Annotated in this window: 33 protein-coding genes and 1 pseudogene; 5 read left to right on the top strand and 29 right to left on the bottom strand. The window is 64.7% G+C overall.

Annotation, left to right across the window (positions count from 1 at the left end; all coding sequences use genetic code 11):
• Positions 1–6: 6 nt before the first annotated feature.
• From DWV11_RS16655 to DWV11_RS16525, 29 genes and pseudogenes are all read right to left on the bottom strand, one after another.
• Entirely contained in the window at positions 7–597 is a 591-nt protein-coding gene (locus DWV11_RS16655) for a hypothetical protein (protein WP_136017935.1), read from the bottom strand.
• The gene (locus DWV11_RS16650) at positions 597–1625 is read right to left on the bottom strand and encodes a phage tail tube protein (RefSeq protein WP_115790039.1); all 1029 of its coding nucleotides are present in this window, start codon (positions 1623–1625) and stop codon (positions 597–599) included. The genes DWV11_RS16655 and DWV11_RS16650 overlap by 1 nt, the downstream gene beginning before the upstream one ends.
• The gene (locus DWV11_RS16645) at positions 1622–1897 is read right to left on the bottom strand and encodes a hypothetical protein (RefSeq protein ID WP_115790038.1); all 276 of its coding nucleotides are present in this window, start codon (positions 1895–1897) and stop codon (positions 1622–1624) included. Before DWV11_RS16645 ends, DWV11_RS16650 begins: the two co-directional genes overlap by 4 nt.
• 8 nt (positions 1898–1905) lie before the next feature.
• Positions 1906–2382, bottom strand: coding sequence for a hypothetical protein (locus tag DWV11_RS16640; RefSeq protein WP_115790037.1), 477 nt, complete (start codon positions 2380–2382; stop codon positions 1906–1908).
• The gene (locus tag DWV11_RS16635) at positions 2382–3176 is read right to left on the bottom strand and encodes a hypothetical protein (protein WP_115790036.1); all 795 of its coding nucleotides are present in this window, start codon (positions 3174–3176) and stop codon (positions 2382–2384) included. The genes DWV11_RS16640 and DWV11_RS16635 overlap by 1 nt, the downstream gene beginning before the upstream one ends.
• Complete coding sequence (locus DWV11_RS16630; protein WP_115790035.1) at positions 3176–3589, bottom strand: hypothetical protein; 414 nt, start codon at positions 3587–3589, stop codon at positions 3176–3178. Before DWV11_RS16630 ends, DWV11_RS16635 begins: the two co-directional genes overlap by 1 nt.
• An 87-nt stretch (positions 3590–3676) precedes the next feature.
• Complete coding sequence (locus DWV11_RS16625; protein ID WP_115790034.1) at positions 3677–4912, bottom strand: phage major capsid protein; 1236 nt, start codon at positions 4910–4912, stop codon at positions 3677–3679.
• 97 nt (positions 4913–5009) lie between these two features.
• The gene (locus DWV11_RS16620; RefSeq protein WP_168404744.1) at positions 5010–5693 is read right to left on the bottom strand and encodes an HK97 family phage prohead protease; all 684 of its coding nucleotides are present in this window, start codon (positions 5691–5693) and stop codon (positions 5010–5012) included.
• The gene (locus DWV11_RS16615) at positions 5693–6850 is read right to left on the bottom strand and encodes a phage portal protein (RefSeq protein ID WP_115790032.1); all 1158 of its coding nucleotides are present in this window, start codon (positions 6848–6850) and stop codon (positions 5693–5695) included. Before DWV11_RS16615 ends, DWV11_RS16620 begins: the two co-directional genes overlap by 1 nt.
• On the bottom strand, positions 6847–7020 hold the full coding sequence (locus DWV11_RS20185) for a hypothetical protein (protein WP_168404742.1): 174 nt from the start codon (positions 7018–7020) through the stop codon (positions 6847–6849). Before DWV11_RS20185 ends, DWV11_RS16615 begins: the two co-directional genes overlap by 4 nt.
• Positions 7017–8477 carry a hypothetical protein gene (locus DWV11_RS16610; RefSeq protein WP_136017934.1) on the bottom strand — a complete coding sequence of 487 codons (1461 nt, stop codon included), beginning with the start codon at positions 8475–8477 and terminating at the stop codon, positions 7017–7019. The genes DWV11_RS20185 and DWV11_RS16610 overlap by 4 nt, the downstream gene beginning before the upstream one ends.
• Positions 8470–8946 carry a hypothetical protein gene (locus tag DWV11_RS16605; RefSeq protein WP_115790030.1) on the bottom strand — a complete coding sequence of 159 codons (477 nt, stop codon included), beginning with the start codon at positions 8944–8946 and terminating at the stop codon, positions 8470–8472. The genes DWV11_RS16610 and DWV11_RS16605 overlap by 8 nt, the downstream gene beginning before the upstream one ends.
• Before the next feature lie 613 nt (positions 8947–9559).
• Complete coding sequence (locus DWV11_RS16600) at positions 9560–10003, bottom strand: hypothetical protein (protein ID WP_136017933.1); 444 nt, start codon at positions 10001–10003, stop codon at positions 9560–9562.
• A gap of 40 nt (positions 10004–10043) precedes the next feature.
• Entirely contained in the window at positions 10044–10847 is an 804-nt protein-coding gene (locus DWV11_RS16595) for a hypothetical protein (RefSeq protein ID WP_115790028.1), read from the bottom strand.
• Complete coding sequence (locus tag DWV11_RS16590) at positions 10844–12013, bottom strand: HNH endonuclease (protein ID WP_115790027.1); 1170 nt, start codon at positions 12011–12013, stop codon at positions 10844–10846. The genes DWV11_RS16595 and DWV11_RS16590 overlap by 4 nt, the downstream gene beginning before the upstream one ends.
• Positions 12014–12253: 240 nt before the next feature.
• Positions 12254–12646 carry a DUF6085 family protein gene (locus tag DWV11_RS16580; RefSeq protein WP_115790025.1) on the bottom strand — a complete coding sequence of 131 codons (393 nt, stop codon included), beginning with the start codon at positions 12644–12646 and terminating at the stop codon, positions 12254–12256.
• Positions 12643–12906, bottom strand: coding sequence for a hypothetical protein (locus DWV11_RS16575; RefSeq protein ID WP_115790024.1), 264 nt, complete (start codon positions 12904–12906; stop codon positions 12643–12645). The genes DWV11_RS16580 and DWV11_RS16575 overlap by 4 nt, the downstream gene beginning before the upstream one ends.
• A gap of 2 nt (positions 12907–12908) precedes the next feature.
• Positions 12909–13151: pseudogene (locus DWV11_RS20435) on the bottom strand (DNA translocase FtsK); the annotation flags it as partial.
• Positions 13152–13995: 844 nt separating this feature from the next.
• Positions 13996–14127: a hypothetical protein gene (locus DWV11_RS20495; protein ID WP_281269630.1), complete on the bottom strand. Its 132-nt coding sequence runs from the start codon at positions 14125–14127 to the stop codon at positions 13996–13998.
• Entirely contained in the window at positions 14128–14409 is a 282-nt protein-coding gene (locus DWV11_RS16565) for a hypothetical protein (protein ID WP_115790023.1), read from the bottom strand. It lies immediately after the preceding gene.
• The gene (locus DWV11_RS16560; protein ID WP_115790022.1) at positions 14406–14699 is read right to left on the bottom strand and encodes a hypothetical protein; all 294 of its coding nucleotides are present in this window, start codon (positions 14697–14699) and stop codon (positions 14406–14408) included. Before DWV11_RS16560 ends, DWV11_RS16565 begins: the two co-directional genes overlap by 4 nt.
• A complete protein-coding gene (locus DWV11_RS16555) occupies positions 14692–16101 on the bottom strand; it encodes a ParB/RepB/Spo0J family partition protein (RefSeq protein ID WP_115790021.1) in 1410 nt (469 codons plus the stop codon). Before DWV11_RS16555 ends, DWV11_RS16560 begins: the two co-directional genes overlap by 8 nt.
• On the bottom strand, positions 16098–16445 hold the full coding sequence (locus DWV11_RS16550; RefSeq protein ID WP_115790020.1) for a hypothetical protein: 348 nt from the start codon (positions 16443–16445) through the stop codon (positions 16098–16100). The genes DWV11_RS16555 and DWV11_RS16550 overlap by 4 nt, the downstream gene beginning before the upstream one ends.
• Positions 16446–16557: 112 nt before the next feature.
• Positions 16558–16743, bottom strand: coding sequence for a hypothetical protein (locus DWV11_RS16545; RefSeq protein ID WP_115790019.1), 186 nt, complete (start codon positions 16741–16743; stop codon positions 16558–16560).
• Positions 16740–17015, bottom strand: coding sequence for a hypothetical protein (locus DWV11_RS16540; RefSeq protein WP_115790018.1), 276 nt, complete (start codon positions 17013–17015; stop codon positions 16740–16742). Before DWV11_RS16540 ends, DWV11_RS16545 begins: the two co-directional genes overlap by 4 nt.
• The gene (locus DWV11_RS16535) at positions 17012–17572 is read right to left on the bottom strand and encodes a hypothetical protein (protein ID WP_115790017.1); all 561 of its coding nucleotides are present in this window, start codon (positions 17570–17572) and stop codon (positions 17012–17014) included. Before DWV11_RS16535 ends, DWV11_RS16540 begins: the two co-directional genes overlap by 4 nt.
• Complete coding sequence (locus tag DWV11_RS20180; RefSeq protein ID WP_168404740.1) at positions 17569–17817, bottom strand: helix-turn-helix domain-containing protein; 249 nt, start codon at positions 17815–17817, stop codon at positions 17569–17571. The genes DWV11_RS16535 and DWV11_RS20180 overlap by 4 nt, the downstream gene beginning before the upstream one ends.
• 68 nt (positions 17818–17885) lie before the next feature.
• Entirely contained in the window at positions 17886–18161 is a 276-nt protein-coding gene (locus DWV11_RS20175; RefSeq protein WP_168404738.1) for a hypothetical protein, read from the bottom strand.
• Positions 18158–18457: a helix-turn-helix domain-containing protein gene (locus DWV11_RS16525; protein ID WP_115790015.1), complete on the bottom strand. Its 300-nt coding sequence runs from the start codon at positions 18455–18457 to the stop codon at positions 18158–18160. Before DWV11_RS16525 ends, DWV11_RS20175 begins: the two co-directional genes overlap by 4 nt.
• 229 nt (positions 18458–18686) lie before the next feature.
• Here DWV11_RS16525 and DWV11_RS16520 point away from each other — a divergent pair, with 229 nt between their 5' ends.
• From DWV11_RS16520 to DWV11_RS16500, 5 genes are all read left to right on the top strand, one after another.
• Positions 18687–19319, top strand: coding sequence for a hypothetical protein (locus DWV11_RS16520; protein WP_136017932.1), 633 nt, complete (start codon positions 18687–18689; stop codon positions 19317–19319).
• Between the two features lie 20 nt (positions 19320–19339).
• Positions 19340–20395, top strand: coding sequence for a hypothetical protein (locus DWV11_RS16515; protein ID WP_136017931.1), 1056 nt, complete (start codon positions 19340–19342; stop codon positions 20393–20395).
• Positions 20396–20467: 72 nt separating this feature from the next.
• Positions 20468–21025: a DUF6932 family protein gene (locus DWV11_RS16510; protein WP_115790012.1), complete on the top strand. Its 558-nt coding sequence runs from the start codon at positions 20468–20470 to the stop codon at positions 21023–21025.
• A complete protein-coding gene (locus DWV11_RS16505) occupies positions 21009–22010 on the top strand; it encodes a hypothetical protein (RefSeq protein WP_136017930.1) in 1002 nt (333 codons plus the stop codon). The genes DWV11_RS16510 and DWV11_RS16505 overlap by 17 nt, the downstream gene beginning before the upstream one ends.
• 30 nt (positions 22011–22040) lie before the next feature.
• Positions 22041–22451, top strand: coding sequence for an ImmA/IrrE family metallo-endopeptidase (locus tag DWV11_RS16500; protein WP_136017929.1), 411 nt, complete (start codon positions 22041–22043; stop codon positions 22449–22451).
• Positions 22452–22598: the final 147 nt, after the last annotated feature.

Below are 22598 nucleotides of genomic sequence, written 5' to 3'. Positions count from 1 at the left end.
GGTGGGTTATCCCTTTCCGTCCAGCGCGTCGCTGATCGCGGCGAGCGCTTTTTGTTGTGCCTTGACCCGGCCGGCCTTGATGGGTTCCCACCAGTACGGCTGCCCGAACTGGGTAGCCCAGCTCTCCCGGTTTCCGAAGACCGGATGGCGAATGACTTTCTTGTTCCAGCCCTTGACCATGACGCCGCCCACGTTCTTGTCTGCGCGGATGCTGATCCCGGAGCGCGTAGCCCCGGACACGACTCGGGTCTTCAGCGAGGACTTGATCCGGTTGCGCATCCCGGTGGACCGCGAGCGCTTGGCGGTCTCGGCCTGGTAGACGTTGACGGCGCGAAGGTAGGACTTGCCGCGCTTGGTCTTGATGCGGCGGAGCTGCTTGCCTGCCCGTTTGGCGTTGCCTGGGAGGGCGCCTGACAGGATCGCTTTCTGGTCGTTGATGATGTCGTCGCCGACGCCGCGGAGGTCCCGGCGGAGGTTCCGGAGCAGCTTCGGTGAGATGGCCTTGACGTCGGCCATGACCTGCCGGAGATTCGGCGAGGTGATCGTGATCTCCGGCAGGTCCGGGCCGCCCCCTCGTTGGTGTGGGGCGCGGGCCATCAGATGGTGGTGTCGGTGGTGACCAGGGCGACGTAGATCGGCGAGGCGGCCGTCAGGCCATCGAGGACCGTGAAGTCGATTTCCTGCTTCACGGGCGAGCCGCCGCCGGCCTTGGGCAGTTCGCCCTCCAGGCGCAGATCCGGGATGTGGATCTGCAGGACCGGGTTCGCCGAGGTGCCGATCACCAGAGACGACGTGAAGGTCAGGGTGAGGGCCAGCGGGGTCTGGTTCAGGTAGGCGTCCCGCAGGACCGTGTCGGAGTACTCCGCCGTTACCTTGCCCTTGACCTCGGCGAGACCGACGACGGGCTTGCGGCTGCGCTTACCGCCCCCGCCGAGGTTGAAGCCGCCTTCGTCGATCTTGTTGTCGAAGGACACCGTGAACTCTTCGACCTGCGCGGCCACGGTCCCGCCGCTGGCGAGCGCGGTGGTGGTCGGCACGGTCTGGGTACCGCCGATGGTGATCGCGCCCTGGGCGAAGTGGAACAGCTCCGGGGCGACGACGTAGGAAGGCGCCGCGTAGGCGATGCCGGGCTGTACCTCGCGGGCGTCCCACGTGGTCTTGAGCTTGACGATCTCGGAGTTGGTGGCCGAGAACTCGCCGGACGAGCACACCGCGCCGAGGAACGTCATGGCCGTGGCCGCGCCGCCGCCGATCGTCGGGATGCCCTTCTGGATCGTGTACGACGGCAGCGGGTCCGTGGTCGTCGGAGTGAAGAGCTGCTGGAAGACACCGGCCTGGCCCGGGACCGCCGTCGAGGTGGCAGTACCGAAGAGCGCTTCCAGGATGGGGCCGAGGCCCTTGTGAACCATCTCCACGGTGAAGTCCCCGCCGGCCGACTGCTTGGCCAGCACGCGGCGCTTCGAGCGCGCCACGCGGGAGCCAACACGCATGCCGGCGCCCTGGGCGAACGTCGGATTCCATGCGAGGGATTCCTCGGTGAACTCGGCGAAGCGGTCAACAGTCACGGCGGTGCCGTAGGTGGTTTCCTTCTTGAAGCCGAGCGAGCAATCAAGCTGGGTAGTCACTGGCCCTCACCTTCCTCCCCTGCGCCGCTGGCCGGGTCCGTGGCGTCCTCGTTTGCCGGGTCCGGGGTGCTCGCCCCGGCCTCGTCTTGTTCGGCCGCCAGATCGGCGGCCACGGTCTTCGCTGCCTTGTCGGCCGGTTCGAAGTTCGCCGGCTGCTGCAGCAGCGTGTGCGCCTGCTCCGGGGTGACGTCGATGACCTCGTCGGCCTCCACGATCGCGTGCAGCAGGGGCACGTCCAGGGCGCCGAGGGGCGAGATGTTCTTGAGCTTCATTGGCCCTCCTAGGCCCGTACCCGCGCGGCGGCGGTGAAGGTTGCGGTGACGTCGATGACGCGGCCCTGCTCGAGTAATTCCTCGGGGGTCTCGCCGTCGGACTCGTGGGAAGTCAGGAAGCAAGTCCTGACCGTGCCGCCGACCGTGGTGTCGGTCATGCGGACATGGCGTTCGATCATGCGGAGCAGCTCGTAACAGCGCTCGGAAGCAGCAATCTCCGCTTCCTCGGCGCCGCCGACGAAGCAAGAGATCCGGACTTCGACCGTGAGGGTTTCCTCACGGCTTCGATTCGTGGTGAGCGTCGCAACGGCCTGGCCGCTGGTGACCCTGCCGAAGCTGACGATGTCGTCCGGCTCGTAGCTCGCCGGCGTCCCGAACACCACGTACACATGCGGTGTCGCCGGATCGTCGGCCATCAACTGTTTGATCGCTTCGTAGAAGGCCTTCTTGAACGCGAGCGCCAGAGTGGCTTGGTTCAGGTCCATCAGGCGAAGCCGCCGATCTTCTCGTTGGCCTGGCAGAGCTCCATCACGCGGCGCGGTACCGCGAAGCCCGACGGCGTGAAGGCATCGGCTTCGGGGGCGCTGCCGCGGGTGCCGCCGCCGTTGCCCTGCATGCCGATCTGCCACCAGTGCCGGACCAGCTCGCGAGCGGCCAGCTTCACGTTCGGCGGGATCTCTGCGTCGCCGATGGTGTAGGCGACGACGAGCTCACCGCGAGGGAAGTAGCTAAGCGCCTTCCGGGTGCCCGCGTAGACGATGCCGGTCATGGGGTCCGGGAAGTACTCGGCCACGGGCTGCCCATCCACGCTCACGCTCAGCACGGCGTTCGGCAGGTAGGGCAGGACGACTGAGGACCCGCCGCCCCACCCGATGAAGCTCTTTGTCGCCGCGAGCAGCGGGCCGGTGATGTCTTCGATCACCGGTGTTGCCGCAGCAATGAACAGGCGGAGGTCTTCGTACTTCGCGGGGTCCGCGTTGGCCGGAAGGCTCAGCCCGTTCTTCGCCTGGTCGAGCGGGATCAGGTACCGGGGATCGGCCGGCCAGACGTCGAGGACATCGGTGTATGCCGCCTCGCCGTCCTTGGACCAGCTGAGCAGGTGCCGCCCTGGCATGGTCGGAACGAATGCGGCCGCCGTGGTGGCCCCTGTCCCGGTGACGTCCGGGGCCGGGGCTACCAGCTGCCCGTCCGGGCGGGTGACCGCGAGCGCGTACGGGCCCTGTGCCGGGGCGGTGGGCCATCGGACAGTTGCCTTGGCGCCGAGGTCGATGGTGGTCACTAGTTCTCTCCGGCGCCCTTATCCAGGCTGGCCTTGATGGAGCGGCGGCCGGCGGTGGCGGTGAGGGCCTCGGCCACCGGGGTTTCCGCGGTCTCGGTCTCGGTGTCCTCGGCTTGGCCGTGGTTGATGAGGGTCTGGGCCTCGTCGGCGGGGAGCTCGATGAGTTCGCCCTTCTCGGGCCAGTCGACGCCGTTACGGGTGCCGGAGATCTTTGCGCGCATGCGGACTGTCCGCAGCGGCTCCGCGACCTCCGCGGCGTCCGGTTCGGACTCCGGGGCGGCCGGATCGGGCGCGGACTCCTGGCGGGTCTCTGCGGACTCGGGAGCCGTGGTTTCCGCTGGCGGTACAGTGCCGGTTTCTGCTGGCGGGACGGTGGTCGTTTCGACGTCTGCGGCCTTGGTACGGGGTGCCATTCGGGGGCCTCCTTTTGGTGTGGCTGGGTGGTATGGGTGGTGGCGCGCCAGGGGGTTTGGCGCGCCACCACGTGGCTGATCAGAGGATCAGGAAGCGGCGCCCACGAAGTGCTTCACAGCGCCGGTCTGGTCGGCCAGCAGGCCGTCGCCGCGCAGGATGGCGCGGAAGGTGATGACGTCCTTGTTGAAGCCGTATTCGTCGCTGCGCTCGAACCGCACACCGTTGACCAGGCGCACGATGTACGCGGAGAGGTCGCCGAAGGCCACGGACTTGTTGTTCAGGCCGGTGGCGGCGACGTACGGGTCCGTCTGCACCGGCTTGGACAGGATGAGGTCCGGCTGACCGGCGACCGTGGAGGACTCCCACAGGTACCGGCCCGAAGTGTCCTTGAGCTTGCGGATCGATCCGGCGGTGCCGTCCTTGATGAGCCAGGACGCAGACGGCGACTTCCGGTAAGGACCGATGACGCTGTAGAACAGGTCGATCAGGTTGTCGAACGTCGGAGCGCCGACGACGCCCGTACCGGAGGTCACGCCGAGCGTGGTGGAGTTGAAGAGGCCCGCGGGCTCGGCCGTGCCGGTACCGACGATCAGCTTCTGCCCGAGGGCGTTTCCGACGGCTCGGCCGGCCATACGGGCAAGGTAGCTTTCCAGATCCACGCCGGTGTCGTCAGCGAGCTCTCGCGGGACCTCGATCAGGTCACCGAACTTGTAGCTGCCAAGAGTCCGCTTGCCGAACGCCGGATCAGCGGCCGGGATCGCCTGGCCTTCCGAGACCTGGGCGGCGGTGCCGTGGCTGGTCGTGACCGGCCATTCCATGTTCTCGCCCTTGGTGGTGGTGATGATCGTCGCGCCGGCCTCAAGCAGGGAAGCGGTCTCGATCATGTGTTCGAGCAGCTTCCCAACGAAGGTGGTGGGGACGGTGTTGCCACCGGCCGTTGCCGTGCCCTTGGAGAGCGAGCGTTCGGAGATCGCGCGGAACTCGTCGTCGGTGCTGACGAAGTCGGCTTCGCGGACCTCGCCCTTCAGTAGCTTGCGGAGGTTGACCGCGTCACGGTTGTCTTCGCCGCCGCGCTGCTCCACGTTCTTGTGGCCGGCCAGTCGCAGAGTTTCCTCCGCTGCGCGGGATTCGGTCTCGAACTGGACGATCTTGTCCGACTGGGCGCGCAGTGCGGTCATGTCCGCGCTGATCTTGTCGAACTTCACGTTCTCTTCGGCGCTCAGTTCGCGCTTCTCGCCCTCGGCCTTTTCGAGAATCTCGCGGGCCTGGGATTCAAGGTTCTTGCGCTGCTCGATCAGCAGCTGTGCCATTGCGATGGTCATCGCGCTTTCCTCCTTGGAAATGGCGAAGGCCCAGCTGGTGCCGGGCCTTGGTGGGTATGGGAAAGTGCGGGTGGTTGTCTACCTGCCCACGGTGGTGCTAGAGGCTCAGAAGGTCGAGCCGCTTCCTCAGGTTCGGAATCGAGCGGTGGTTGTCTACCTGCCGCTGCTCTTCCGGGTTGCCGTCGCCGTGGGCTCCGGGGTCTTGCGAGTCGAGCAGCTTGCGCAGCTCGTCCTTCTCGGCGGCGGCCTTGACTAGGTCGATACCGAGGTGGAAGTGGTCGGCCAGCGAGCGCAGGCCGGTGGTGGTATCCCGGTACGCGGGGTTTGTCACCGGGGCGACGTCGACCAGCTGCACGCCGAGGAGGGTCCGCAGCGGGAAACCCTCAGGGGTGTAGCCCCAGTCGTCGGCCAGAGTGCGGAACGCGAAGGAGGAATAGCGGAGGTCGCCGCGCTCGGCGAGCGCCCGGACGTCCCGGCCGGCGCTGGTGTCCGGTAGCTGCACTTCATAGCGCAGGCCGGTGCCGTCCACTTCGAGGGCAAGGGTCCCGCCTTCGGTGGTTCCCAGTAGCAGGTTGTCCTCGTGGTTGAACCGGGCTACCACGGGGACGCCGTCGGACAGGGACTTGGTGAAAGCCGCGGGGTCCACCTGCTCGACGAATCCGCCGAGGTTCTGGGAGTAGCGGTTGAAGACGGCGGCGTAGCCGGTCAGAACTCCCAGGCCGCTGTCAGTGGCCCGGAACTCTACCGGGCGGGAGATGTGCCGCTGTTCGAGTTCGCGCATCAGGCTGCGCCTCCGTTCTTGCTTGGGGTGGGTTTGTTGCCGTAGTTGGTCAGCCATTCGGCTTTCTGCTGCGGTGTGAGAGGCCGCTTGTCTTCGGTCTCGCGTCCTTCGTCCTGGGTTTCCATGCCGGTCCGCAGGGCGATCTCGTGAGCCTCCATGCGAGTCTTGAGGTCCGTTCGGACTATGGCGTCCGGGTTGAACTTGATGTACTGGAAATTGGGCAGGAGTCGAGTGAGGTGGTGCTCGAGCTTCGTGAAGATCGGCTGCAGCGCCCGGGTCTGGTACTTGATCTGGTTCATTTCCAAGGTCGAGTACGTCAGCGAGTTCCCGGACTGGCCGCCGATGTCTTCGGGATCCACCCGGTAGATCGCGGCAATGTCGTTTGCCGTGGCCTTGATCGTCTGCAGGAACTGGGCTTCCTCAGGCTTGACCGAGAGCGCTGTCCATTCCCAATCGTTGCCAGACACGAAGATGTCATTGCCCGCTACAGCTTCCTTGAACTGGGCTTTCGTGCGCGCCGATGCTGTTTGGTCCAGCGGGCCCTTGCCGTATTTGAGATGCCCGGATGGCATCGAGCCGTGCCGGAACCAGTCGTTGCCGTACTTCGCCGCGGCGTACCCGGTTTCGAGCTGCATCCTGAATTGCCCGATGGGCGAGAGCCCGACGATGCTGCCGGGTGCTGGGTACCAGGGGACGTGCACGACGGTGGCCAGGTCGAGCAGCTTCCCGTTGTAGTAGTACTTCGGGACCGCTGACTGTTCATCGACGGTCACCGCGTCCGGGTGCAGCCATTGGATCTTGCTCGGTGTGCCGGTCTCGTCGATCGCCACGATGAGACCGTAGGCGTTGCCGCGCAGCAGGTAACAGGTGGCGAACTGGTGCAGCCATTCCACGCGGGTGAAGACCGGGTTGATGTGCGGGGACCAGACCAGCTGTGGCTGTGTCGCCAGCTTCTGCTTGCTGCCGCCGCTGGTCTCGTAGGCCGCTACGGGCATGATGGACAGCGAGTCAGCGATCTGGCCCGTGGCTGAGTACAGCGGGATGAGCCGCAGCGCCGACTTCATGGAGTTCCCTAGGACCGTGCCGCCGCCGACACCGAAGCTGCTGAACGCGGAGTCCCAGGAACGGCGCTCGGGAGAGGGGCGGAACAGGCTCACGTGCTGCCCCCCTTACTCTTGTTCAGCTTGTCTGCCAGCCATGACAGGAACAGCAGGGCCGCGCCGGTGGCTGCGAGCGCGGCCGGCACGGACCAGGCGGCGACGGCCAGACCGAGCGCGACAATGAGCAGCAGCGCGCCGAGCAGGTCAAGGATCGTCGTCAGGTTCATTGGCGTCCTCCCAAGATGGTGTCTAGCGGGTCGTAGGTTTCCGCGGCCTTCTCGTGGAATAGCCATCGCGCGAAGGTCACGCCGTAGAATCCGGAGATGTCCCCGAGGGATCGGCCTCTTCCCCAGATGTATGCGGCGCCGCCGACGGACTGCTTGACGGCGTTGCCCATGGACTTGTTGAGTTCGGGGTCGTTTTCGAACCGGAGCGCGCCGATGAGCGCGTCGTCGTAGAAGCCGCCGCAGGCGTCCACGCGGCTCGGCCCGGAGACCAGGACCACCTCGAAGTCTTTGTCCTCGAGGTCCTTCTTCAATGACTTCGCTGCGCCGTTCCCGTCCATGGCGATGATGTTCCCGCCGAAGTCGCTGCGGAGCTTGACCATCTGATCGACAACCCCGGCTGTCCCCAGCAAGGTGTCGTACAGCTCCACATAGCAGCGGGCCTTGGGGTCCGTGGACTTGGCCGCCATTGCGATGGACGTGTAGTCCCGATCCGGCGAAGTGTCGATCGCCCAGAACGGTGTCCCGGTCCATGTCTCTGGCTCTTCGCCATCGACGTAGTTCGACTCCCACCCCGCCGTGGGGATCACTCGGGGCGGGGCCTTCGCTACCGGCCACCACCCGTACCAGGCACGTTCCCATTCCCGCAGCGAGTCCTCATCCTTGGCGACGCGCTGACCCATGATTCTGTCTGCGTCCAGGGTGTGGCCCACCGCGGGGTGGGTGTTGTGTAAGGTCTCGGGGTCGTCCGGGTCCGCGTTCGGGTCCGCGCTGTATTCGATGTAGCAGGTGCGGGACTGGAGCTTGGATTCGACCAGGGCCCGGCCAAGATCGACTTTCCCCTTGAGGTAGGTCGAGTTACTGGTGCCGGCCGCCGAGAGGATCCACAGCTGCGATCCGACCACGGTCATTAGCGCTGGGGCGAGGCCGCCTTCGAGGGTCGAATCGACGTGTGCATACGCCTCGTCGATGTGTCCCTCGTGCAGCGTCTCACCATGGCCGGAGTTTTTCCCTACGGCGTCGATCGCCAGCTCGGCGCCGTTCTTCCACTGCAGCGCTTCCTCGCCCCCGCGCCACCGTGGCTTTGCCATGGCCCCGGCGAACGGCGAGCGCTGGAACGGTTTGTAGAAGTCCTTCCGCAGGCGAGACAGCGCCTTGATGCGGTTCTGCGCCGTGTACACCATGACGGCATCTTGGGTGGTCAGGGCGCGGTGCTTGGTCTTGCCGCGGGAGATGGTTGTTTTGCCGGCACGTCGGAGCACCACGATGATGACGGTGTCGTAGTAGAAGCCGCCCGTCGCGGGGTCGATCTCGCATGCGACGGCCAGGGCATCCCGCTGCCACGGCATCGGGTCGTTGCCCAGGGCGGTCATGACCTTGCAGACGGCTCCGCCAAGAGTCTTGCGGTCCGGGTTCCTCTGAGTGGCGTACCGAGGCGGCGGGTTCCTGGGGCTAGTCATCTTCCTTCAGCAGCGCGGCCAGGTCCCAACTGTCAGACCCGACGGGAGTCTCGACGCGACGTAGCCGGTCGAACACGTTGAACAGGCGTGACTGCATGCCGCTGATGAGGTCCGGCCGGTCAAGGTTCGGGATCTGGTCCAGCACGCGGGCGTTGTACTTGGCCAGCACGGTCAGAGTCTTCTTGAACGGGGGTTCCCCAATCAGCGCGTCGAGCTCTTCGGTGAGGACTGACTCGATGGGCCCGGCCGGCGCCGCCCAGGCGATCGCCAGAGTGGAGGCCTCGACGGCCGGCGGCAGCATCCCGGGCGCGGACGGCATGACGCCGCCAGCTGCTTCCAGCTTCTTCCGCGCCCGGTAGGCGGCGTTCGCGTCGCGCTTCTTGCCCACGCAGCCGGGACAGCGGCAGCCCTTCCGGTATCCACTGACACCGGGGCCGGCGTTGCCGTGCTTGAGGTTGATTTCGCCCATGGGGAGCCACCTCCGATCGCTAAGGGTCCGCCCTCCCGAAAAGGGCGCTTCCCGGGATATTCAAGGGGAGAGAAAAAATGGAAGATGCGCGGGTCGCCCACAGTGGCCAAATCCTAAAAACGGGGCCTGACCTGTGGGTTTCTTCATCGCGGGCGGAGCTTCGTGCGAGGTCTGGCACGCTTTTCGACAGCGGCCTTGGCCTGCCTTCGTCTTTGGTTTTCCTTCTTCACATTGCACCCGAGGTGCATGGGCTGGAGGTTCCATGGTGCCGTCGGGTGGCCGCCGTCGATCAGGGCCACGATGTGATCCAGAGACGGGCCGAGCGGATGACGAGGACGCAGGCCGAACACGATCGGCTGCCGACACCACGCGCACACCGAGCCGGGCACGCAATAGGTCTTGACCAGGCGTTGCCATGGCCGGCCACTGCGCCCACGGCGTGGGTCCCATTCATCAAGCGCGGCCACCAGTTCACCACCTGCACATACGGGAAGAGCCCCGACCGGCTAATCGGTCGAGGCTCAATTCGGTGGTTGGATGCGAAACACCAGCTCACCAGATAACTTACCCGTCTAAGTCAAGGACCTTCTGGATATCCCAGTTCGTGCGCGTGTCATTGCTCGACCGCTACCATCTCTAGCAATTCATCCAGGATCGCATTGAGTTCGGTTGGCTCTGCCCATGGGCCTTTGCGGCCGCTGGTTATTCCTTCAATTTCCTCGGCGTATTGGTCCAGCAGGCCCAATGCCGCGACACCCATCTGCGCAACTGCACCATTAGGCAACGCAACGAGTTCATGGGCGGCGGCTACACCAGCCCGGTACCTCGAGCCCAGTTCCTTCCCGGCCACTTCATCTTCCTTTGGATGAAGCGCGAGCGAGCGAACGAACCGGAGGTAAAGATGGACCGCGTGGCGGAATGCGGCAACGGCTTTGCGGGTCTCGCGAGCGTCCTCCCGCCTCGCCAGGCGCTGCGCCAGAAGCAACTGAATCCCGCCGCCAAGTGCGACGCCAAGGAGTCCAGCCGCAGCGGGCAGGATTTTGTCAACGACGTCCACCCTCATGCCTCCAATCGATAGGTCGTGATAGCGAGTGTATTCACGTTCTCCTCAGGTACTTCCTTTTCAGGGTGTTCATTGTGCGGGCCGGCCGCGGCGCCCGTCGTGCTTGGATCTGGAACCATGCATCGGCTGGGATGCGGTGGAGCGGGTCGGCGCTGCATTCGACCACCTGCCTGCCACTGGGCAACAGGATCCCGACGAGCTGGCCCGGGCATGGAGTGCGGCCGCCGGCGGGATCGTCGGTGAACTGGTGGCAGTGGCTGTGCTTCATCTCGACCTCGACCGGCGCGCACTGATACGCCTGGTGCTGGACAGCCCGGGCCGCGTCCGCGACGGTAGCGAACACTGCGGCGAGGTGCTCCCGGGCCGGGTGCGATGCCAGGTAGTCGATGTGCCGGCGGGCGATCCAGTCAGCGAGGACATCGGTGCTGTGGTCCTCGGGCAGCCGGAGGTCGGGGCGGTCCTGGATCAGCTGGCCAACGGTGGACCACACGGCGGATCGAGCGAGGCCCATGGCGTCGGATACGTCGGTGTTGATCGGCAGTGGCCCGATGGACGGATCAGTCGAGCCTCCCACGCGCTCTGATGACGCAGCGCGGCCGGCGCGGGCGAGGCCATCCTGCAGCCCTGTCCAGTTGTCGGCGATCAGCCGGAAGGCCTTCGTGAGGTCCGCGGTGCAGGCCGGGCAGAGGTGGGTCTTCCTCACGGCATGGATTGGGGTTTCGGCGTGGTACATGCAGAACGGCTGGTAGTCGGTCAACAGGACGGCCACCCGGTACGGGACCAGCTCGACCGCGGCGCCGGCGTTGATCCGGTACTTGTACTCAAGATCGGTGTTCACGCGCTCTCCTCCGAGCATTTCCAGCAGGGCTGTTCTTCGTTGTGGTCATAGCAAGTGGTCTCGGTGACTTCGGAAGGCTTGCCGATCCATCCGTGCCAGGGTGAGCCGAACCGGCCCGGTGCTGACACAGCTGGAGCTTCTCCTGCATCGTGCTGAGACCTGAGTGTGTTCTGGTGCTGTCCTGCTTGGGTTGCCTGCTGCCCAGGGGCAGCAGGCGCGTTCTTGCCCCTACCTCTGCGCTTGCCCCGTCTTCTGGAAGGTCTGGGGGCGTGTTCAGTCTGCGTAACCCCGTCTCTTAACCCTTCGGGTACCCCACCCTGCCCTGCCCCACCCGGGCGCGTGCCCGCGCGCGCGCCCACGGGGATAGCTTTTTCCTCTGATATCAGCGCCGATCCGGGTCTGATATCAGCCTGATCTGCTGGCCTGATCTGCACCACGTTCGGCTGTGCGGGCCTTGCCGGGGCCTGAGGAGCCTCAGCGGCCGCGAGCGCGGGCGAGATGTTCTCGGCGTCCTGGGCGGGCTCCTGCGAGCGCGGGGCGGGGTGCAGGGTCATGCCTGCCTGCTCGGGCGTGCGGGTCGCTTTGGTGCGGTTGCACTTGTTGCAGGCGAGGACGACGTTACGGACGCCGCAGGCCTTGCGCGGGTCTACGTGGTCCATTTCGGGGCGGATCTCGGACTTGCGGTCCTGTCGGCGGACTTCGGTCTGGCAGTAGCGGCAGAGGCCGACGGCGGGATTCGCCGGGTCGTCGGTGCAGTCACGTGCCCAGACGGCCGCGATCAGGTTCGGGTCCTTGAGTTCCTTCGCTTTGGCCCGCTTCGTCTTGACTTGCTCGCCCTTGTCGTAGCCGAGCGCAAACCAGTCATGGAAGAGGTAGGTGCCTGTGGCGACCTTGGGGCAGCGATCGCAAGCGTGACCCTCTGCGTGCCAGAGCCCTGCGGAGACCAGGAGGCCTGCGAGCTCAACAGCTACTGCGTGGTTCAGCGTGATCGATACGAGGTCTTCCACCGTGGTGACACCGTCCGTGAGCGCCGCTTGGCACATCGAACCGGCGATCGTCCAGAGACCGACGGCCGCGAGCCCGCGGACGTCGTTCATGAGCGCTTTTCGGGCGAGCTCCTTCGCTTTCTGGTTGACGTGGAACTGGTCATCGACCTGGAAGAACATGATCTCCTTCCGGGCCCTGTTCGGTGGATGCCCTAGCCCGCCCCAGTAGGCGGCTAAGGACGATTACGTAGACCTGTTGCTCGGTGGCACCGAACATGTACCCGCCGTGCTGGTACATGCGGTCGAGGAAGCCCTCGCGGTGATCCTCAGGGAGGTCCTGGGCTCTCTTGAAGTCCGCACGGGCCGCTGTGACGGCGTAGCGGAGCATCCTGGCGGTGTTGACGCAGATCGGGCCGCGGATCACTCGGCGGGCTCCATGATCAGTTCGCCGTCACTGAGCTCCACACGGTACTGCCCCGGTGCTGCTGGTGCCTCGTCGAGCTTGGACAGGAAGACGTCAAGCTCACAGTCCAAGAGGTTCGGCCGGCATTCTGGCGGGTGCTGCAGCCCGTAGCCGGTCTCGCGAAGGTCTATGACGTGCCCAGGCTGCCGGAGCGGGTCAACTGCGTCTGCGGCGGCGAGGATGGCAATGATCATGTCCCGAACAACGATCCGCCTCTTCCTCTGGGCGATGTAGGCCTCAGCGGCGGCTTCGATCCTCGGGTCAGCAGTCATCACCTTGCGGTCGAGGATGTCCTGCACCAGGCGCCGGCCTTCTGGGTCAGCGGCAAGCGCGTCCGTGGCCGCGGTCATTCGCCCAGCCGTTCTACGATCAGGTTGGCCAGCTTCGCCCCGCTTAGCTGGTCGCCGAGGAAGGTCGCACCCTGGCTGTCCTCCATCGCGGTGAATGCAGCGATCATGTTCGCGGTGCGCTGCTCGTGGGCGAGTGCGAGAGTTGCCTGCGTCTGCGCGATCTGGGCTAGCACCATGCGGTCTTCGGGCTCGTGGCCATGGACTTCCTCGGCGCCTCGGATGTTGTCCAACGCTTCTTCGATGTGCGTGTTTCTGATCATGCTGCTTCGCCGCCTTCCAGGGCTTCGACCGCTTTGGCGACGTCTTCCGGCTTGAACAGGACATCGCGGGACTTGCTGCCGTCGGCCGGGCCGACGATGCCGGCGGACTCCAGCCGGTCCATGAGCCGGGCGGCCTTCGCGTACCCGATCCGCAGCTTGCGCTGCACCATCGACGTCGAGCCGAACTGAGTTGTCACCACCAGCTCGACGGCCTGCTGCAGCAGCGCGAAGTCCTCAAAGATGTCCTGGACTTCCTCGGCGAGCGCGTTGGTGAGTTGGTCGAGGTCGGCGGCGTTGATGATCACGGGGCCGCCGCCGGGTCCGCGGCCGTGCTTGAGGAGGTCGGCGGCGGTCTGGGGTTCGATGTCGAGGATCTCGGGGAGCCGGTCGAGCCAGTTCTGGCGCCACTGGTTGAGCTCGGCAGCCAGTTGGGTGTCGTCGCTGGCCCGGACGGGCATCAGGAGGCCGAGGAAGGACTCGCCGCAGCTGATCACGATGCGGGTGTCGTCGCCGGTGGGCTCGATGAGGATCGGTTGGCCGTAGGCGCTGCCGGCGGCGACGAAGGCGCGGATCGCGGGCCCGTGGGTGGCGAGGCGGGCCGGGACGGTCTTTTCGGCCAGGATGGAGCCGAGCAGGGTGGGGATGAGTTTGCGGGCGGCTGCTTCGACGTCGGATCTGGGGACCTGGAAGAGCTTGCCCGGGAACAGGCCGGAGACGTCGAGGAAGGTGAGCTTGTCCTCGGCGACGGTGATCCGGAGCGCGTTGCCGATCTCGCCCTCTTCCTTGGACCCGGCGGACTTGAAGAGCTGCAGCAGCTCCTTGGCCGTGTCGAGGGACAGATCGAAGATGTCATCGGCGACGCTGCCGGTCAGCCCGTCGGACTGGTAGACGGACGCGATCGCCAGGGCGACGCTGATCCGGTTGGTAGCGGAGACGTACACGTTGTGCGGGGTGACCGTGAAGGCCACGGCCTTGAGTTCGGGCATGGCCTGGCCGGTCGCAGCGTGCGGGATGACGGACTGCAGCGCGGCCCGGAAGTCCGGGGTGTTCACATCGATAATCACGGGGCTACTCCTCTCGTGGTGGTGGTCAGGCTGAGCACTTGCATTCGCCGGTCTGGTCGTTCAGGGGGGCCTTGCAGGACTCGCACCTGGTGACTACGCGGGGCTTGGACAGCAGGGCGGCCAGCGCGCTTGCGTCGGGTTCGAACATGTCCGGCATTCAGTGCCCCTTGTACCGGGCAGCGGCCCGGGCGGTTTCGGCGGCGAGCTCCTCGGCGCTGACCTCAGCCCACGCCGCGGACTCTGCCCGGCGTCCCCTGGCGAGTTCGGTCTCGTACTGCTCCAGGCGGCGGCCGTGCAAGGCGCGGGCGTGCTCGTCCGTGGCCGGGTCATCGATCCGCCGGCGGAGGAACCGGATGCGGGCCGCGCAGGCGTCCACGATCATCCGGGCCTCGTGCCAGCGGGAACGGTAGACCATGGCCCGGGTGAGGGTGGCCGTCATGCTGCCATGCCGTTCAGGCGGGTGCCGGTCTTACGGTGAGCGCCGATGATGAGCCAGCCCATCCCGAACGCGCTGTACGGGTCCGGATAGTCCGGCCCGAGTTCGTCCCCGGTGCCCTCCAGCACGTGGAACACTCCAGGGGCGTCCCAGAGCGTGAGGCGCCAACGGCCATCCGCTTGTCTTCTCACGCTGGCCCGCGGGTAGCTGCGTTCGGCGCCGACGTCGAACGGGTCCGACGGCGAGGGCTTCCGCTCCGGCAGGTCCGTGACATTCTCCAGGTTCTTACTCATCGTCTTCGTCCTCCCACTCGTCTTCGTCGTCTTCGGCGCCGGCCGCTTCCTTGGTCTCGGCCTCGGCCGCGCGCTTCTCGGCCACATACTCGATTGCCTGGCGCTCGATGTCGGACAGCTCGTAACCGAAGACGCCGGTAACCTTTTCGCGCCAGCCCTTGGCATAGTCGGAGCCATATTGGCTCGGTCCCCAACCGGAAACGCTGAGCAGTTCCTGCTCCGCGTACCAGTTGCCGACGATCAGCTGCAGCACGTCGAGCTGCTGCTGCGTGAACTGCTCCAGGCATTCGCGGATAACCGCAGGCTTGGAGTCCCGCGACAGGTTCAGGTAGAACTCCAGCTCCGAGGGCTCCAGCCCCTTGACCATCTGCTTGATCCTGAGTTCCCGGACGTAGTCCAGCAGCTCCTGCGTCGGCTCCAGCGCCCGCGAGCGCAGGTGTTCGTGGCGGACATGGGCGGCGATGCTGAGGCCGGCTTTGATCTCTTCGCGGCGTTGCTGGTCAGCGAGCTGCTCCGGAGTCAGTTCGGGTTCCGTTTCCTCCGGGCGTTCGGGTGCCTGGTCGGCCGGCATGAGCCAGAGCACGAGGCCGCTGGTGTCGCGATCGACGACGGCGGTGTGGCCGGCGGCGATGTGCTGGGCGCTGTCGAAGTCCTCGTACTCGGCGTAGGAGCGGGCTGAGACCCATTCGGACTCTTTGCTGTTCAGGTTTTCAGGGCGCTCGATGATGGTGGCGCCGAGACCGGTGAGCTTCGTGGTGGATTCGGTGATGCGCTGCGCGGCTTCGCGGGCGTGCTTGACGTTCCGGACTTCCCAGTTCCAGTTGTAGGTGCCGTGGGCGTCGAGCAGGCGCTGCGTTGCTTTCTCGTCGTCGGCGAAGTCAGCGAACACCATGGCGTCATCGAGGGTCATCTGCTTGGCCTCGAGTTTTTCGACGGCGGCGTCCGGGATCGTGGTCAACTTGGCCCGGTCCTTGATGAGCTTCTGCGAGCGCCCGACGGCCTTCGATACGGTCTTGAGGTTGTAGCCCGGGAAGTCGAGGATCGCCTGGTAAGCGCGGGCCTCTTCCATGACGGTCAGGTCGGTGCGCTGGGTGTTCTCGACCAGCATCGCTTCGAGCTGCTTCGGTTCGGTGTCGAGGTCTTCGCGGATTACGCAGGGGACGACGTCGATGCCGGCGAGCTTGGCGGCGGTGTGCCGGCGGTGGCCAGCGATGATGATGTAGCGGCCGTTCAGTTCGGGGAATCCGGGTGTCTCCGGGACCGGCGCGACGACGAAGGGCTGCATGATGCCTTGGGCGGTGATGCTGTTCGCGAGGTCGGTTACGATGCCGACGTCTCTTCTGACGTTCTTCGGGTGGATCTCCAGCTGCTCGATGGGCAGCTCGGCGAATCTGGTGGTCATTGCTTGAGTCCTTCGGTGGTCAGTTCGAGAGCACGGTGCAGCATGGCAAGGCTGAGCGTGTTCTCAATGTGGGTGACGCCGGCTTCGAACTCGCCGTTCTCGAAGGCGGTGAGGGCGCGGCGGGCGGTCCGCTCGATGCGGAGGAGGCGAGTGGCTGAGGACGCCGGTGACGAGCCGCAGCACGGGAACAGGTCGGGCTCGTTGCCGAGCCATGCCTGTTCCGTGATGGGGTCCTCGTGGTGGGCGTTCTCCTGGGCCTTCTGAGTAAAGTCCGGGACAGCGTCCCCGCTGGGGGTTGCTGGGGCGGTGCCTGGTGGTGGGGCGCCGCCGTCGTGTCTGGTCATAGTGTGCCCCCTGCGGTGTAGATCGCGGATTCGAGCATGACCTCGGCCAGCAGCAGGCACGCGAGGCCGCGTATGCCCCACTCGATGCGGAGCAGCGCGTGGTCGAACGCGCTCACCGCTGCGGCTCGGAATCGAGGACGAAGCCACCAGTGCCGGCGAGGAGCAGCAGCAGGCCGGCCAGGTACTGGCCATTGGCGATCGGGGCTGTGAGGAACAGGGCGGCGCCGACCAGGACCGCGGTGGTGTAGAGGCAGACGCGGCGGCGATTCCGGCCGACCCGCGCCGTCGGGCGCCTCACGCTCCCACTCCGGGCAGCGCCTCGGTCCGGTCCGCGCCGCTGTGGTGCTCGTGCAGCGAGTAATCGCCGGCCACCCGGCCGTCCACAATGATCTGCTCCGCGAAGACGTCCACCGTCACTTGCTGCGGAGCCGGCCACTTCTGCTTTGCGAAGTTCCCGAGCTGCTCGGTCAGCTCCCGGTTGTCCCGGTAGCAGAGCTCGGGCCGCTCCGGAAACGGCTTGGTCCCGATCGGCCGCACGACGGCGAACCGCTTCACGCGCGCCTTGCTCATCTTCTGGCTCCGATCGCTCGATCGAGTTCGAAGAGCTGCGCGGCCGGCGACTTGGCCGGGTCGAACACCGCGATGTTGACCAGGCCCGGGCCGGGCTTCGGCGCGGGGATGGTTTTCCCGTCCGCGATGGCGGACGCGGGCGAGGAAGCTTCTGCGGGTGCTGCCGGAGCCATAGGGTCAGGCTCGACGGCAGTGTCCGCGGGTTCGGCGGGATCCCCATCGGCCAAGTTGATTGACCGGTTCACGCGGCGGTAGCGCTCCGCGCTGGTCTCGACGTCGGCGATGAAGTTCCGGGCGTGCTTGGTCAGGTCGTCCAGGGTGTCCGCGATCTGCGGAAGGACCAGCTCGATATTCCCCGGGCGGTCGAAGTGGTACGCCGAGCGGAAAGCCGCGATCAGCTGCTCGGCGTCTTTGATCGAGGTCTGCAGCAGCTTGTGCCGGCGTCCGACCTCCGACGGGATCACCTTCGTCGCGAGGCCCTCGGTGTAAAGCTGGCGGTCCACCGCATCGAAATAGAGGTTGCGCGGCAGCAGCTCGCGCTCGGTCGTCGCCGTCATGCGGCACCTGCCGAGGTGCGGCCGTCGATGAAGGCCTGCAGGTCGTCGGCGCGCACACGGAGCTTGGCACGGATGTTCGATCCGAGCTCGACGATGCGAAGCTCGCCATCCTTGATCCGGTCCTGCACGTAATGCTTGGAGACGCCAAGGACCTCGGCCGCGTCGATGATCGTCAGCAGCGCGGTAACCCCGCGCCCGTCGGCCTTGGCCTCTCTCGGGCCGGGGAATGTTGCTACGCTTCCCATGGAAGTTCCTTTCTTTGGTGATCGGTATTTCTCGGCCCTCATCTGTTGCGACCAGGTGAGGGCCATTCCTATGCCTGGGGAATAACCGGTGCGACGGCAGCGGGGGAAGATGCCGCCGCACCGGGGTCTTTGTTGAGATCCGCGAGCGCGGTCTTCGCGTGCTGGAGTAGGTCGATCATGGCGTCGAGGTCGGAGACCGGGAACGTGATGTTCTCGCGGTCGTAGTCCGAGGTCAGCGCGACGAGACTGATCGCTTCCGAGTTCCAACGCAGCAGCTCCACGCGGTTCCAGCTCTCCGGAGCCTTGGCGAGCCACGCCGTGTTGTAGCCAGGGCCGCTGCTCATGCCGGGATCTTCCTCGAGTGGGGCCCCTCATTCGGCGCTTTGCTCGAAACGCGCTTTGGCGCATTTGTAATTCGATGCAAAACATCATGCTCTTCCGCTTCGAACAGCTCCTCCCAGGGCACGCCGAGACGCGCCGCGAGCGCGAGGGCAAGACCTTCCGTACAGGTCTTCATACCGCCAGTCTCAAGAAGGTGGATGGTGTTCTGCGATCGCCGGACCAGCATTCCGAGCTGGGCCTGCGAATAGCGCTCTTGCTTTCGCCAGCGACGGATGCGGGCTGGGTCGATGACCTTCATCCAAACATCCTTCCGATTTTGCGGCGGGCGCCGCCTTGTTGCTTGCAGAACCATTTCTACACCTCCACTTGTTGGAATGACAAGTGCACTGTAGCGCGTTTTACATCTACTTGTAAACACGACAAGCGGACTTTCCCGGGCGCCGTCTGCAAAGATGAACAAGTTACTTGTTTTTCGTTTGGTGTTTGGAACTTCCAAAAGCGCCAAGTCACAGGGGAGAGTCGGCGTCGTGAATCAACCGCAGAGCCTCCGGGATCTCGTGGACCTCGCCGTACGGCGCCACGACACCTCGATCCGCCAACTGAGCTTCAAGGCCCAGGAGCATGGCTTCAGGCTTGCTGGCACGACGCTTGGCAATATCCGGACGGGTGCCTACAAGTCCGCACCCACTACCGAGACCATCCGAGCGATCGCCTGGCTCGCCGGCGTCAGCGAAGCGGTTGCGTTCACTGCCGCGGGACAGCCTGTCCCCGGTCCCCCGTTTGCCGACGACCTGCCGCCCGGAGTCGATAACCTTTCGCCGAAGTCGCGAAAAGTCATCATCGAAATGGCGCGGGTCCTCGTGGACCTGGAGAAGAACGCCAATGCAAGTAGCACCGAAGACCCCGAACAGCCGGCCGACGTCAGAGACCAGGACGCCGAACCCGGTGACCCTGGCGCTGGACAGAAGACGGGTGAGCGCCGGCTGCGCGCCGTGAAGCACCCGGACGAGGACGAGAACGGGAACATTCCCCTTCCGGACAACTGGCAGGACCTCGCCGCGTACAGCGGCGGCTCGACCAGGCACATCGAGCGCCAGCGCGAATGGGATGAACGAGGCGAAGAGTCACAGGAAGGTCATCCAGAAGGAGGAGAGTCCTGATGGAACTGCCTGGGAATGCAATGGCAGAGTACGAGGTCCGCGCTGAGAACCTCCGCAGGGTTCGCGAGATAGTTGACCGATTCCTACGGGACCTGCAGGGGCTCCTCGGTAACACATTGCCCGAGGATGGTATCGATTCGGAGGCCCTTAGTAACACGCTGACCCTCCTGAGTTCATTACTTGGAGGGGAACTGGTCGCTGAGGCCTACGTCAAGGCACCAATAAACCTTCGTGGACGGCAGCCGGTCACAGACGACACGCTGCAGAGCATTGAAAGCAAAATTCACCACCTACGAAGCTACCTTTCGACCAGCTCGAACTTGCAGTACGTCAACGTCACGACAATTGGCTTGCAGCGCGAGATCCGGACGGCTGTGGAGCGGGCGGAAGGACGCTTTTCCGAGTTCCTTGGGCCAACGGCCGCGCTGCGCCTCCTTGGGGAAATGCAGGGAGTAGGCCTGACACTTAGCCAGATTGAGAAAGCAAGCGAGCTTTCCAGGGCGGTAGAGAAGGCCAAAGACGCGGTCGCGAAAGCTGAAGCATCTGCCGAGACCGCAGAAACCTCAGCCTCGTCGGCTTCGACCGCAGCGGGCACCGCGGGCGATGCTGCACTGTCCTCCTTCTATGCCGAGTTGGCAGCGAGCGAAAAAACCTCGGCCAACGGATTCAGATGGGCGACAATTGCAGGCGGCGTTGTTGCAGGCCTAACGACTGCGGCGTTTCTGGTGCTACCGGAATTTGGCGTATTCGAGATCGAACCGTCGGATTATGTGCATCTGCTACAACGGGTGATCGTAACCGCGGCAATCTTCGGTCTAGCCGGTTACTTTGCGCGGCCGGCGCACCACCACCGGAGCTTGGCAAACTGGGCCGGCGCCCTGGCTGTCCAACTCAAGACGTTCGAGGCATACCTCGCACCCATCGATAACTCGGCGGTCAAGGATGATCTCAGAAAGTCCTTCGCGCTGCGGGCCTTCGGCGATCACCCGGCAATGAAGGGCGAGCCATCGGTCGCCCCGTCAGCGGGCGCAATGGAAAACGCCGCAGCTGTAGCCGCCAAGCTACTAGGCAAGTAACTATGGAAGGTTGACTTCGAGCAACCGCAGTCGAGAATTGCACAGTATCTAGGGATTGAAAGAGCGGCAATAATGGGGGACAAATTGAATGGTCAGATCTCAGACGACTTCCTGGCCCCCGGCCGTCATCGCTGGACCATGGAACAGGTTGCTGAGAAATACTGTCCCCCCGCCGATTACGGGATAACGCACCGGCAAGAAGTCTGGTCCCACTTCCAGCAGACGACCTCTTGGCTGCGTTCAGTGGTACCGGTCGCCGCTGTCTGGATCGGTGGATCCTTTCTGTCGTCAAAGGAAAAGCCCTCGGATGTCGATGCCGTCTATATCGTCAGAGCCAAAGAGTACGATCAATTGCAAGATGAACAGGCAAAGCAGACAGTGGGCCTGTTCGCCGGTGGTGGAGTCTTCAAGCAAAAGGGGCTCTGCGTTGATTCGTACGTGCTGCCATGGAGGCCTCGACCGAGCAACGGACCCGAGACAGACCGGGACCACATCGAACTTGCCAATCGCGGGTATTGGGACGACTGGCTGCAACGGTATAAAGCCGACCGCAAGACGTTGGCAACGGAAGAGGACGCACTGCCAGTGCGCGGATATGTGGAGGTGGTTCTGGATGGTTTCACTGCCTGACAGCAACGCCGAGCTCTTCGCGCTGTTCAAGGACCAAATCGAAGGGCAGCCGGTTCTTTCTTCCACCGACCTCGGCCGAGTGAGCATAGAACGACATGCCGGGCACCACGAGCTGGCTCGGACAGCACCCTCAGCCGGTGCAATGCGCCTAACGGGTCCGGGCGTCGACGGACACGAAGCTTCACTTGAAGATGTCTCCCTTATGGGGTCAGCACTTCAAAAACTGGTTTCGAGCGTCGGTGCGTCCTTGCGCGGGTTCAAAGCTATACGAGGACGCATCCCGAGCGACATCAGCAACAAGACTGTCCTCGGCCTGCGTGCGGCACCCCGACAGGGCTCCATCATTCTTGACCTCGCGCCGAAGGTCGATCCAATTAGCGAACTCCGACGCAGAGGCGAAATTATCAACGAGACCGACAGCCAGTTGGTTGATGAAGTGATGACGTCCCTGGGCGTTCTCATGCACGCCGCGACAGAACAAGAATCGGGACTCACCGAACGGTTTTCTGCCGAAGTCCGAGAGCTAGGTCCTCGAGTAGCGAGTGCATTGAAAGTGTTCGCTCAGGTCACTTCCGGGAGCCGGTTCAACATGGAATTCACGTGGGCCCAGCCTCTGCATGCCACGGTCGATTTTAGTCTTTCGTCCAGGGACGCTGTTTGGATTGCGCGCCTAATCTCGGGGCAAAAGCTAGACGCCGAAGACGTCCAAGTCCACGGGGTGCTTCGCACAGTCAGCCATGGCCAGAAATGGGAACTGCTCGATTCCGAATTCGGGAAGGTGGGAATTGACGTCTCCGACCTTGGGGGGCGTCCATGGGCCGAGTGGAATCCAGATGATCTAGTCGAGATCGACGCTTCCATGACTATCACTCAGGCGCCCGGACGCGCCCCTTCTCGCTCTCTAAAGGCTCGCAACATCAGAACCTGGGAAGGTTCCCTGAATGACATTGTTCGGGCGGACGACGATCCCGAGCTTGAGGTCTAAAGTGTCCTAGGGGCGCGCTACGATCGGCCAGTGTTTCATCCGTGGGGGATTCTTAATGCGCTAGCTCATATCCGTTTGTCTTGGGTTTCAATGCCCGATGGTGTGCCTGGGCGCACCAATGGACGCGATGTAATCTGGCTCGATAAACGCCTGAGCCAGGTTGAGAGGCGCTGCGCGCTCACCCACGAGCTGATCCATATCGAGCACGCCCACGAGGGCTGCCAGCCTCCGGGCGTCGAGGCGAAAGTGCGGGCCGAGGCCGCACGCCGTCTGGTCCGACTAGACCACCTCGCCAAAGCCCTCAGCTGGTCCAGTCGGATCAGTTTCAATGAGCTGGCGGATGAGCTTTGGGTCACTCCCGAAGTCCTGCGGGATCGCTTCGCCAACCTCACTGAGGAAGAGTTGCTGATCCTATTCAAAGTGGAGCTGCAGCAGCTCTAATCGCATCAGACCATGGAGGGGAAGCCATGTCAGAAACCGAAGGACCGAAGAAGCGTCGCCCGAATGAGTATGTCAACTCTATTTGGCCCCGGTAGGACGGTTATTTCTGGCCCCGGGGCTTCTCACGGCATCCTGTTCCCGGGCTAC

Source organism: Arthrobacter silvisoli, from assembly GCF_003369445.1.
Classification (GTDB): domain Bacteria; phylum Actinomycetota; class Actinomycetes; order Actinomycetales; family Micrococcaceae; genus Arthrobacter; species Arthrobacter silvisoli.
This window is presented reverse-complemented; position numbering and strand designations above follow the sequence as displayed.

What these genes read in the sequence shown, in the direction of transcription:
- DWV11_RS16550 (WP_115790020.1), bottom strand. Translation starts at nt 16,445, where the DNA reads ATGACCAGACACGACGGCGGCGCCCCACCACCAGGCACCGCCCCAGCA.
- DWV11_RS16510 (WP_115790012.1), top strand. Translation starts at nt 20,468, where the DNA reads ATGGGGGACAAATTGAATGGTCAGATCTCAGACGACTTCCTGGCCCCC.
- DWV11_RS16630 (WP_115790035.1), bottom strand. Translation starts at nt 3,589, where the DNA reads ATGGCACCCCGTACCAAGGCCGCAGACGTCGAAACGACCACCGTCCCG.
- DWV11_RS20495 (WP_281269630.1), bottom strand. Translation starts at nt 14,127, where the DNA reads ATGCCGGACATGTTCGAACCCGACGCAAGCGCGCTGGCCGCCCTGCTG.
- DWV11_RS20175 (WP_168404738.1), bottom strand. Translation starts at nt 18,161, where the DNA reads ATGAGCAGCGGCCCTGGCTACAACACGGCGTGGCTCGCCAAGGCTCCG.
- DWV11_RS20180 (WP_168404740.1), bottom strand. Translation starts at nt 17,817, where the DNA reads ATGGGAAGCGTAGCAACATTCCCCGGCCCGAGAGAGGCCAAGGCCGAC.
- DWV11_RS16560 (WP_115790022.1), bottom strand. Translation starts at nt 14,699, where the DNA reads ATGAGTAAGAACCTGGAGAATGTCACGGACCTGCCGGAGCGGAAGCCC.
- DWV11_RS16625 (WP_115790034.1), bottom strand. Translation starts at nt 4,912, where the DNA reads ATGACCATCGCAATGGCACAGCTGCTGATCGAGCAGCGCAAGAACCTT.
- DWV11_RS16565 (WP_115790023.1), bottom strand. Translation starts at nt 14,409, where the DNA reads ATGACGGCCACCCTCACCCGGGCCATGGTCTACCGTTCCCGCTGGCAC.
- DWV11_RS16645 (WP_115790038.1), bottom strand. Translation starts at nt 1,897, where the DNA reads ATGAAGCTCAAGAACATCTCGCCCCTCGGCGCCCTGGACGTGCCCCTG.
- DWV11_RS16655 (WP_136017935.1), bottom strand. Translation starts at nt 597, where the DNA reads ATGGCCCGCGCCCCACACCAACGAGGGGGCGGCCCGGACCTGCCGGAG.
- DWV11_RS16505 (WP_136017930.1), top strand. Translation starts at nt 21,009, where the DNA reads ATGGTTTCACTGCCTGACAGCAACGCCGAGCTCTTCGCGCTGTTCAAG.
- DWV11_RS16555 (WP_115790021.1), bottom strand. Translation starts at nt 16,101, where the DNA reads ATGACCACCAGATTCGCCGAGCTGCCCATCGAGCAGCTGGAGATCCAC.
- DWV11_RS16515 (WP_136017931.1), top strand. Translation starts at nt 19,340, where the DNA reads ATGGCAGAGTACGAGGTCCGCGCTGAGAACCTCCGCAGGGTTCGCGAG.
- DWV11_RS16535 (WP_115790017.1), bottom strand. Translation starts at nt 17,572, where the DNA reads ATGACGGCGACGACCGAGCGCGAGCTGCTGCCGCGCAACCTCTATTTC.
- DWV11_RS16610 (WP_136017934.1), bottom strand. Translation starts at nt 8,477, where the DNA reads ATGACTAGCCCCAGGAACCCGCCGCCTCGGTACGCCACTCAGAGGAAC.
- DWV11_RS16575 (WP_115790024.1), bottom strand. Translation starts at nt 12,906, where the DNA reads ATGATCAGAAACACGCACATCGAAGAAGCGTTGGACAACATCCGAGGC.
- DWV11_RS16605 (WP_115790030.1), bottom strand. Translation starts at nt 8,946, where the DNA reads ATGGGCGAAATCAACCTCAAGCACGGCAACGCCGGCCCCGGTGTCAGT.
- DWV11_RS20185 (WP_168404742.1), bottom strand. Translation starts at nt 7,020, where the DNA reads ATGAACCTGACGACGATCCTTGACCTGCTCGGCGCGCTGCTGCTCATT.
- DWV11_RS16590 (WP_115790027.1), bottom strand. Translation starts at nt 12,013, where the DNA reads ATGTTCTTCCAGGTCGATGACCAGTTCCACGTCAACCAGAAAGCGAAG.
- DWV11_RS16640 (WP_115790037.1), bottom strand. Translation starts at nt 2,382, where the DNA reads ATGGACCTGAACCAAGCCACTCTGGCGCTCGCGTTCAAGAAGGCCTTC.
- DWV11_RS16620 (WP_168404744.1), bottom strand. Translation starts at nt 5,693, where the DNA reads ATGCGCGAACTCGAACAGCGGCACATCTCCCGCCCGGTAGAGTTCCGG.
- DWV11_RS16580 (WP_115790025.1), bottom strand. Translation starts at nt 12,646, where the DNA reads ATGACCGCGGCCACGGACGCGCTTGCCGCTGACCCAGAAGGCCGGCGC.
- DWV11_RS16540 (WP_115790018.1), bottom strand. Translation starts at nt 17,015, where the DNA reads ATGAGCAAGGCGCGCGTGAAGCGGTTCGCCGTCGTGCGGCCGATCGGG.
- DWV11_RS16525 (WP_115790015.1), bottom strand. Translation starts at nt 18,457, where the DNA reads ATGAAGGTCATCGACCCAGCCCGCATCCGTCGCTGGCGAAAGCAAGAG.